Genomic DNA, 8,908 nt, shown 5'->3' with positions numbered 1-8,908 from the left:
AAGAATTTTGAAACAACTCTAAATCAATTTTTTTCTTTACCATTATCTGCTGATTTTTTTGAAAAAGTAACGGAATTAAGTATTGTTTACGATGAGCAGTCTCTCCCTATACCCGAAGAAATCGCAGCAAATTTAATGAAATACTTAACCGGTTTGAATAAAGCCTATAATATGCATACAGAATTTACTTGCCATCAATTCGCATTTTTATTAACCACTGGCAAACAATTACCCTCTATGAATAGAGAGGCTCATATTACAACTGCTCCCCACCTCAATCCAGGACAAATAATTCAGTTTATGAAGCAAAAAAATGATTTTGGCGCTCGAGATCTTGGGGTCGAATTTACCCACTCGGCTCTTTATTTGGGCAACGGGTTGTTTTTCTCTAAAAATGGCAGCTCGTATCCTGGCATATTCACTCTTGATGCACTTCTTGAGGTATATCCGTGTGACTACATTACAGCAGTAACTGAGGCGACACCAGGTGGGAATAATAGTTTGAATATTAAATCAAGCATGCATTTAAGTTTCAAAAATAAAGAATATAAACAAGATGGTCTTGCTTATAGAGCTTTAGGTGCCCGCAGCACAAGCCTTCGCCAACTTCATCCAAAAGCCTTAAATACGTTTTATAGACATGCAGCACTAATTTTTCATCCAGATAAAACTAAGCTACCAGTAGAACAAGCCCGTGTTTTTTTACATTTATCAAAAACAATACATACTTTTTTAACCGATCCTATTAAAAGAAGTGAATATAATGTATCACTTCTTGCGGGTGAGGACTGGTCTATTGCACAAATTTTAGATCTTAGTTTTGATTCTTTAGATTCTGCAACTGTAGTAGCTAATTATGAAAATTTCATTGCATTATTAAAACATTATGACAATTTAAAGCCAGATGAAGAACAAAAATTAAACAATGACCCTCGATATAAACAAGCTTTGTCTCGAGTCGATGGAGCTCCTAATAATGATATAATAGTTCACATTAGTAATGACGTATCTCATTTGGTTAATCATGATCCTCATCATCCGACCTCTATTTCATTCGAGGGTAAGACTAAATATTTAAACGATACTCTTCATTATACAATTAGTCCCGACACACGTATTGGTGATTTAAAAATCTATGCAGGCACCCCAGTTATCATTCCTTTTAATACAGATACATTGAATGAGCAAAGCATGAAATCCGAAGAGTTTCTAGGACAATTGCCTCCTGATTTATTTACTTACTTTGATGTTAAAAATGCAATAGAGCTTTTGGATGTATGGATCTTAAGAGATGGCAAACCAATTAGCTTGAATTCAGATCATTCTGAAAAAAAACATCTAACTCAACGCCCCAACAATCTTGTGTTTTTTATTGGCAACCCATCTAGGGTGTGCAATGTAGGAGTATCTCTTGGAGGTAATTACTATTTATTTAAGCGTAATTCCAGATCAAATGAAGCGTTCATCGCTAACGTAGCTTACTTACAAACTGATTTTAATCTTGGCCAAGTTGTATCGTTGAAAGACTTTAATATGTGTACTCCTTCCTATAGAAAAAAGCTGGTTAACGTACAATCACTACAATTTACAGAAGCAGAATCGTTCCCTCGTCTGTCCTATGACCAAGCAGAAGCTTTTAAACGTTATGTGCTCACTTTTCTTACCTCAAGAAACTATCAGTTTGTAGCTTACATCAATGGATTGAAGTTAGATAAAACAAAACCAATTCGATATAATGTGACTCCAAATATGTCTCAGTATATTCTTCAGCAAGGTCAAGGTGTTCTTTTATGCAAAGGTACTAGAATAGTATGCGAGGTACTTCATTTAGGTAATAACCTATTTGTCTTACCAAGTACAACCGGTTATTTGCGCATATCTAATTTACTGATGTTATCAGAATTGGCGGATTGGGATTCAATGATGGTTATGCAACCCATTCAACCTCAAGAATTTAATGGTAGTCCTTCTTGTAATATTATTCAATTTAGAAAAAAGGTTTCATTGGGAGAAATTAAGCACCCATTACTTTATGCATTACTAGGAATTCCATTTGATTTGACTAATTTAAGTGCTATTACTGAAGAGGTAGTCGTTGAATGCTATAAAAAAAGGGCACAAAATGAAACTGATCTGGAGGTTATCAAAGTATTGAATCTGGCATACAAGCTATTAATGAATGATTCTTACCGAGTCTTTTACGGTTCAGAAATATTATTTGGCAATGAAAGAGCGCTTAGTTTAGAAATCTTGTTTGATATTAATCACTCCACATCAGCCTCAGAGTCGGTCAAAACTTATTTATCCTGCTTGAGATTGATTAGTAATAAGGAACTTAAAGACCATATTTCAGAAAGATCTTTTTTCGTTAGCGCAACAAAAAAACTAACTACTGACTTTATCAAATCGTTGCCATTAGATTCTAATCGGAGTGTAACTTATGGTAGGGGACGCTCTAGATGGTGGTCTTTTTTCAATTCAAATGGCAGGGCTCCTTCGCCTGAAGAAATATTTACCCAGTACCCGGAAGCAAAAGAAACGTTTAATAAATTAGAGCAACAATTTGAATTACGTGAAATTAAAATAAATAATCTATCTGAGGAAATAATTGACCGATTATTTGAATGTATTTGGCAAACTATCAAACCTCAGGTTCCACAAGCCTCTCAGACTCCCAATGATGATGTGACCTCATTATCTCATGTGGTTTCGTCTAGTCCTAAAAAAACAGCAACTACTTCTGGGAGATTTTTTAATACAAATACTCGTCCAAGAGAACTAGAAACTGATATTCAAAATACACTTGAAAGATTATTACATCCAAATATTAGTTTTCCATTCGGTACCCATGATAACAATGAAGAACTTCGAAAAAAAATTTGATATTAATTACCTACTGGAGAGTTACCTAGAAAAAAGAAAAGCTGTGACTGATTCTTCCGGGAAAACAAAAAAATATTTTCATGAGAGCCTTTTATCTATCTTTCAAAAAAGTTTTACACACAAAAAAGACGCAGTTAATGCTTTAAAATCCGCGTTAAAAGGAGAGAAGGTTGATTTAAGTGAACATTTATCAACCTTAAGAAACGGTAATTTGGGAAAAGAACTTCGAGTATTCGTTAAAGGGGGCCTGGGTAACGCTCTGGTTGGAAAAGAGGTGACTAGTGTTAGTGACTTTGTGCAGGCTCTTGAACAGAAAAATTCTAATTAAATAAAACCTTCTTAATCACTATAAGCTCGCATTACGTAGAGTGAGAGTAAATTTCTCTTATTTTTATTAATTTGCTCTACGGGTTATGCAGCATCACCTGACTCCTTTGCGCGTGCAAAAAAAATTGCTGCTTCCATTTTTGGTAAACATCCGCAAACAATTTATTGCCAATACACCTATAATCAAAAATTGAAATTTTAGCTCGAGTGTCCCAACCATAAAAAACCAAGGTGCTATCACCAGATAACACGTGTATAATAATTTTTACTAAAAATATATTTAGAAACATTTAGGTGTACAATGAAAAAAATAATAAGATTCTTTTTAATTACTATTTTTTTTAGCTCATCGTCTTATTCAGCATTTGACGGATTAACTCACCATAGCAGGGCTAATTGTGCAGGGTTTAATGAAACTATTACTTGGTGGTTCAACCATTCTGTAGTTGCTAGAGTTGAAGGTAGACATTATCCAGAATGTTTACTAGGTAAAGATAGAAACATGCACATGCTCAAAACAGAAAAAGCTAATAGTTGGAGGCATGCAGCATATCATGCAACCGAATCTTATGGAGGAACATATTGTGTGGTAGGTAATCATTTTATGTATAAAAAGGGGGTTGAGCATCTCGTTCAATCTGAATCCGTAAGTGATTGTGCTATTTATGATGGGTGGTGGGATAAATGAAAAATCACATGAATAAACTCGTTAAGATATCATTAGTATGCCTAATATCCAGTAACATTTATGCAAACGATTATTCAAGCGATGCAAAAGTAAAAAATATCATGGCTAAGATAAATAATGATATGCGTAACGATAGAATAAAAGAAGGATTTAGTCCAAATGGTGGGGTAACTATTGTTCCTTCTTCGCAGGTTAATGCCCCTGAAAAACTAAAAAAACAATGGATGAATGAACGTAGAGAACAGGAAAATAAAGGGTATATCTCTGTTTATAGTGAGCGTGCTAAAGAGTTAATGCAGCTAAAGGATATAGTCCATTTCAAGTATGATTCTAGTTTAAATAATAAAGATAAAAATAGCTCTATTTTCAGAAGAAATATTGACGAAATCGCCTTAGCATATAATTTTTTGCCAATTGATGAAAAGTATATTTCAAAAGTATATGGTTTTGCTGCAAGTAATACTTTTAAAGAAGGATGGACTGGAGTTGTAGAATTCTTCGAGTCAGCGGATTTTGGAGCGTGTGCATATACTGAAAGTAATGTTACTCTAACTCACCAAGCAGCAAAAGTTGATGAAAACATAGTAAGATATGATGTAAATAATAAAATTACTACGTTTAATGTAGAGGGTAATTCGGAGTCGGGTTTTTTATACCAAATTGATTGGTTTGATAATAATTTTTTTAGAACATTAGAATGTGCTTATAAGGATTATTCTTCTAAAAATTCAAATTCTCTTATAGCACTTGCTCAGGAAATTGATAAAAATTAAGACTAATGCATACGGTCTTAAATACATAACTTACTAAACTGAATTTTCAATGGCATATGGAAATGGCATATATTATCTGATATGAAAAAGTAGGGAAACTTGTTTAAGGATTCATTATTTTTATATTTAGTAGGAGTGTAGTTTATACCTCACAAATAGAGATTTTTAATAATGAAAAAGTTAGCTTTATTAATACTTTTGGCAAGTCAAGCACATTCGACTACCATACTAAACCAGCGAATTTGGTGTACCGGAACAATTGAGTGCCACGGAAGCGTTGTAGTAAATAATATACCTAAATCCTTTGAGATGCCATTTTCAAGGGCAAATGTTATAATAAATAATCAAAAAGGGTATGAAGGTTTACAAATAAATGTAGGAGCAACTCATACCTTTTTCATTTATAACAGCGGAGCTGTAGACGCAGGAGGAACCCTGCGCGCTAAACTTTGTGATAGGTACAATAGGTGCTTTAATTATACAAAAGAAGTTACTGTTGGCTGGGGAAGCTCCTATTCTGAGACTGTCTATTCCACAATATCAGTATTTAGAGAGACTGTAGGTGCTGAAACTATTACAGCAGAATCTCATATTAATGGTTATCCATCTGATCATATGTATAAAGAGGCAATGCTTTTAGTGGCCCCCTTTCCTTATGACCAATGAGACGATAAAGATGTCTAAAACAAAATACATTCCCCCTAAAAAAACTTTTGATCAAATAGAAGCTCAGTGGAATGCAATTCAAACTCTAGATACAAAAAATAAATTTAAAGCTATGCGTGAAATAGGAAATGATCTTTTAAATAGTTACAATAAGAAAGAAATCGAAATTGAACAAATGGAATTTTATATAAAAATTTTAAAACCCATTGTTCGTGCGTATAGTTACCCTCAAAAATGTTCAAAGTTATTGTCAACAATAACTGGAGATTGGCTTGAGCTTTCTGGCTACGATAATGCAAAAATTATTTCAACTGCTAAAAGTAAATATATTAGCGATTGCCCTAATATTTGTATCGGGGATTTATCCTGTTTTAAAGAAAATCAAAACGTATCCCCTGATTTATTGAGTAGTTATTCATACAGATTAAGTTTAATGAATGAAGGCAAACTGTATGAATTAAGAACAGGAGGGGATGCTGGATTTTATCTTGAATTAAGACTTATTGATGCTTTGGAGCCTGTATTAACTTCAAAAGAACTGAAGTATGTCCTTGATACTACTGAAACTGCAGTCATGCATCTACCAACTGGAAATATAAGCGTTGGATATCATTCAACTGCAGATGAGAAATTACATCTTCTCTCTCTGCCTGTTACCCCAGGTAATTATAAAATGTCCACCTTTTTTATATATAAAAAGCGTGTCGTGATCTTTTGTATTGTATTATGCAAAACACATGCAGTTGCAAAAAATAGTTATCAATCTATTTATTCGTTTTCGGAAGATTATTGATTAAGCAGTTTTAAGGGTTCTTGTGATAGCAATGGCATTCAGTTAAGCATATGTGCACTCGGATTTTGCTGACAAATTAGAAAATAGACATTTGATAACTTTTTACCAAGATCGGGGCCAGACCTCAAGTTTGATTCCTTTAACTTGTCTTGCCTTAAGACCTTCTTTCGTAAATTCAGAAATAAAATCTCTAACATGGAAAAAATAGTGATGAGTACTTTATTCGCAACATTATCAAGCCAAAATAGACAATATAGGAAAAGAAGCACCTATTATTTTTACTGGTTTAAGATGAATTAATAGAAATTTCATTTCATATAACTCTTACCATTCCTTTTTAATCCAGAAACCTCCCGTCGCACATGGTGATCAGGTTGGAGTCTTTGCCGCTCCAACTGAGCATGTGCATTATCCTGCAATAGCACTTGACCTCTTCCGGTGAACTGAACCATATCGCATTTGGACAGGTTTCGCAGGCTGTTGTAATCTTTGGCTGACGGGCCTTGTCTAATGCTGAAAGCGTTGGACTTTGCTGTGTTTGTACTTCTTCTGGTTCTTCCAGCAGCCTCATGAACTCTTGAAGTTCTTCGTCCATTATTAAATCCGTATCGTCTTGATTGTTCATCGTGTTTCTCCTGTTCTAAACTTATTTTTTGGCGATGAGCTTCCAGATCTGCGTCAGCAAAGGTTATTAAAATATTGTTTTGCACTGTTATTTGAAGAATGATCTTTTTAAAAAGTGGCGTGCCGTTGACTCGGATACAGTTACCATATTGCTGTTTTGCCATCTCAATGGCTTTTTTCAGTGTGGCAATAGAACCACCTTTAGAAATTTTGATTTCCCTCCCGTCATTTCTAATAACGGCCTTACCTATCTTATAAATCTGTGTTCCTTCTTTGGTAATGGAGTCAATTCGCTCAATACCAGTTAAAGAAATATCGGAAGAGGATCCAGATAAAGCATCATTACTTTGATTTTTTCGGTTTCGATAACGCAAGGCTGTTATAGCCTCTGTGTCACCTTGCTGAGCTTTATGTTGTAACCAATCAGCCCAGGTTTTGTTTTGGTGCAAATCAATTAGATGCTTTCGTTCTTTGGCATAATTTTGGTAAATTCTTTCAAGGTCTTTCAAAAGGGTTTTACTAATTTGCTTGTAAATATATTTTTTTTGGGTCCTTAGGGCTTTCATCAATTTCAAAGCAGCTCGTTTGATTCGACTGGACTTCTTAGCTTTCTCAATCATCCTGGTCTTCGTTTCACGTAAATGTTTAAGTTTTTCAGAAAGCAAAGTTTTTCCATATTCTTTTTCATGGAGATAACGCGCATAAATTTCTGTGCCAATCATTTTCTTGTTAATCGGTTCATAACCATAGATATGTTGCTTGGAACTTTCAGCGCTGAATGGTGATGGCTTAAATTCTCCTAGCTTGGCTTCAAGATTCTTTTTGGAAAAATTCCGAGAGACTGAGCTTGCCTTAACGGTAAGTCCTCTTTCAGTACAAAAGACAATTCCATTGGCTCTAACACGAATTTCTAAGCCATATTGTGCAAGGATTTTATGGATTTCATCCCAACTGTTGGCCGAATCAATTTCTCCACTGCAATTTCGTTTCAGCCAGTTAAGCAGGCTTTCAATGCCTGAATGCTGCTCCATATCGTCAGCAAGGTTCTCGGATCTTCCTTTTCGGGGTTGATGATTGGTTATTTCAAGTCTGTATTCAATTTCAAGTTTGGATGCAACTTCGGCAAATATCCTATAAGCTCTATACGGCTCAATCATATTAAAGTTTTTAGGATTAATTTTATTAATAGCAACGTGAATATGAAGATTGTCCGTGTCATGATGAATGGCACTGATTCTTTGATGCTCATTGAACCCAATAGACGATACAACCCTATCCTCTATAACCTGCAATATCTCTTCAGATGGGTTTTCCCCTGGGGCAAATGATATGAGTAAGTGGTATGTTTTATCCCCTTTGGCTCTTTGGTTTCGCGCCTGTGTTGCCAATACTTCATGAGTAGCCCAGGTGGGCTCCATATTGTTACAGTGTGATATCCTGACCGTACCTACTCGTTCTTGTTTGTTTTGCTCATCAGTTATATATTTTATCAGACCTGAAAAACTGCTCAGTCTTGCTGACTTCATTGGAATGTGGCGAATAATCACAATTGTTTCACCACCTCAAACATTGCATCTTGCGTTGTCTGAATACGATCCAACAATGCTTTAATTTTTCTGTGGTCAAAATGGGCCACACGTCTATCCTGTGTAAGCCAAAGCTTTAAAAGCCCTCCAAGCCTTCCCATGTCAGCATTAATTTTAGAGAGCTGAAGTACGTAATCTTTGTCAATTGAACTTTGGATTGGATAACCCAAGCCAATCCGACGTAAGTATTCTGCAATGGAAAGCCCTGCTCTGGCGGCATTGGATTTAATTGCAATTTCTTCATCGGGAAGAACAGGAACACGAAGATGACGTCCGTGTTTTCGGGTAGGTTTCTTATTCGATTCGTCCATAAGGATGCTTACCTCTGTATAAGTGGTTATGCAATCCTTTAGACACTAATTAATTTTTTACTTTTTGACCTCAAAAAGCAAGATAAACGTTGAGCACCGAAGGTGTGAATAAGGCTTGTGAAGTTTGGTGGCCAGCTTGCTGGTTAGCTAACTTCACCTATCTTGCCCTGCGTTTTAAGTTCATTTAACTTCATACTATCAGGTAATTTTATGTAATTTCAAGGTTATTTTTTGAAAAATCTTATTAATTACGGATA

The 8,908-nt window shown here is 35.1% G+C and carries 8 protein-coding genes; 6 read left to right on the top strand and 2 right to left on the bottom strand.

Translation table 11 applies throughout. The features are described from left to right. The 6 genes from WA877_RS01340 to WA877_RS01315 form a co-directional block, all read left to right on the top strand. The coding region (locus tag WA877_RS01340; RefSeq protein ID WP_425169145.1) for a hypothetical protein at positions 1-2,883 on the top strand (2,883 nt) is incomplete at its 5' end. After that, positions 2,858-3,211 (top strand): hypothetical protein, encoded by a 354-nt coding sequence (locus tag WA877_RS01335; protein WP_425169144.1) that lies wholly within the window; start codon positions 2,858-2,860, stop codon positions 3,209-3,211. The genes WA877_RS01340 and WA877_RS01335, both read left to right, overlap by 26 nt. Positions 3,212-3,511: 300 nt before the next feature. Further along, positions 3,512-3,898 carry a hypothetical protein gene (locus tag WA877_RS01330; RefSeq protein WP_425169143.1) on the top strand — a complete coding sequence of 129 codons (387 nt, stop codon included), beginning with the start codon at positions 3,512-3,514 and terminating at the stop codon, positions 3,896-3,898. Then, positions 3,895-4,671 carry a hypothetical protein gene (locus WA877_RS01325; RefSeq protein ID WP_425169142.1) on the top strand — a complete coding sequence of 259 codons (777 nt, stop codon included), beginning with the start codon at positions 3,895-3,897 and terminating at the stop codon, positions 4,669-4,671. Before WA877_RS01330 ends, WA877_RS01325 begins: the two co-directional genes overlap by 4 nt. Positions 4,672-4,842: 171 nt before the next feature. Further along, positions 4,843-5,337, top strand: a complete 495-nt coding sequence (locus WA877_RS01320; RefSeq protein WP_425169141.1) for a hypothetical protein — start codon at positions 4,843-4,845, stop codon at positions 5,335-5,337. 10 nt (positions 5,338-5,347) lie between these two features. Then, the gene (locus WA877_RS01315) at positions 5,348-6,130 is read left to right on the top strand and encodes a hypothetical protein (RefSeq protein WP_425169140.1); all 783 of its coding nucleotides are present in this window, start codon (positions 5,348-5,350) and stop codon (positions 6,128-6,130) included. Between the two features lie 308 nt (positions 6,131-6,438). Here the strand turns inward: WA877_RS01315 and traI are convergent, their stop codons facing one another. Further along, entirely contained in the window at positions 6,439-8,301 is a 1,863-nt protein-coding gene (gene traI / locus WA877_RS01310; RefSeq protein ID WP_425169139.1) for a TraI/MobA(P) family conjugative relaxase, read from the bottom strand. Next, the gene (gene traJ / locus WA877_RS01305; protein WP_425169138.1) at positions 8,298-8,651 is read right to left on the bottom strand and encodes a conjugal transfer transcriptional regulator TraJ; all 354 of its coding nucleotides are present in this window, start codon (positions 8,649-8,651) and stop codon (positions 8,298-8,300) included. Before traJ ends, traI begins: the two co-directional genes overlap by 4 nt. Between the last annotated feature and the right edge of the window lie 257 nt (positions 8,652-8,908).

The organism is Legionella sp., assembly GCF_049790535.1.
Classification (GTDB): Bacteria; Pseudomonadota; Gammaproteobacteria; order Legionellales; family Legionellaceae; genus Legionella.
The sequence above is the reverse complement of the archived record's forward strand: the minus strand, read 5'-3'. Positions and strand labels throughout refer to the sequence as shown.

Coding starts and splice junctions, on each gene's coding strand:
- WA877_RS01335 (WP_425169144.1), top strand. CDS start 2,858: ATGAAGAACTTCGAAAAAAAATTTGATATTAATTACCTACTGGAGAGT.
- WA877_RS01330 (WP_425169143.1), top strand. CDS start 3,512: ATGAAAAAAATAATAAGATTCTTTTTAATTACTATTTTTTTTAGCTCA.
- WA877_RS01325 (WP_425169142.1), top strand. CDS start 3,895: ATGAAAAATCACATGAATAAACTCGTTAAGATATCATTAGTATGCCTA.
- WA877_RS01320 (WP_425169141.1), top strand. CDS start 4,843: ATGAAAAAGTTAGCTTTATTAATACTTTTGGCAAGTCAAGCACATTCG.
- WA877_RS01315 (WP_425169140.1), top strand. CDS start 5,348: ATGTCTAAAACAAAATACATTCCCCCTAAAAAAACTTTTGATCAAATA.
- traJ (WP_425169138.1), bottom strand. CDS start 8,651: ATGGACGAATCGAATAAGAAACCTACCCGAAAACACGGACGTCATCTT.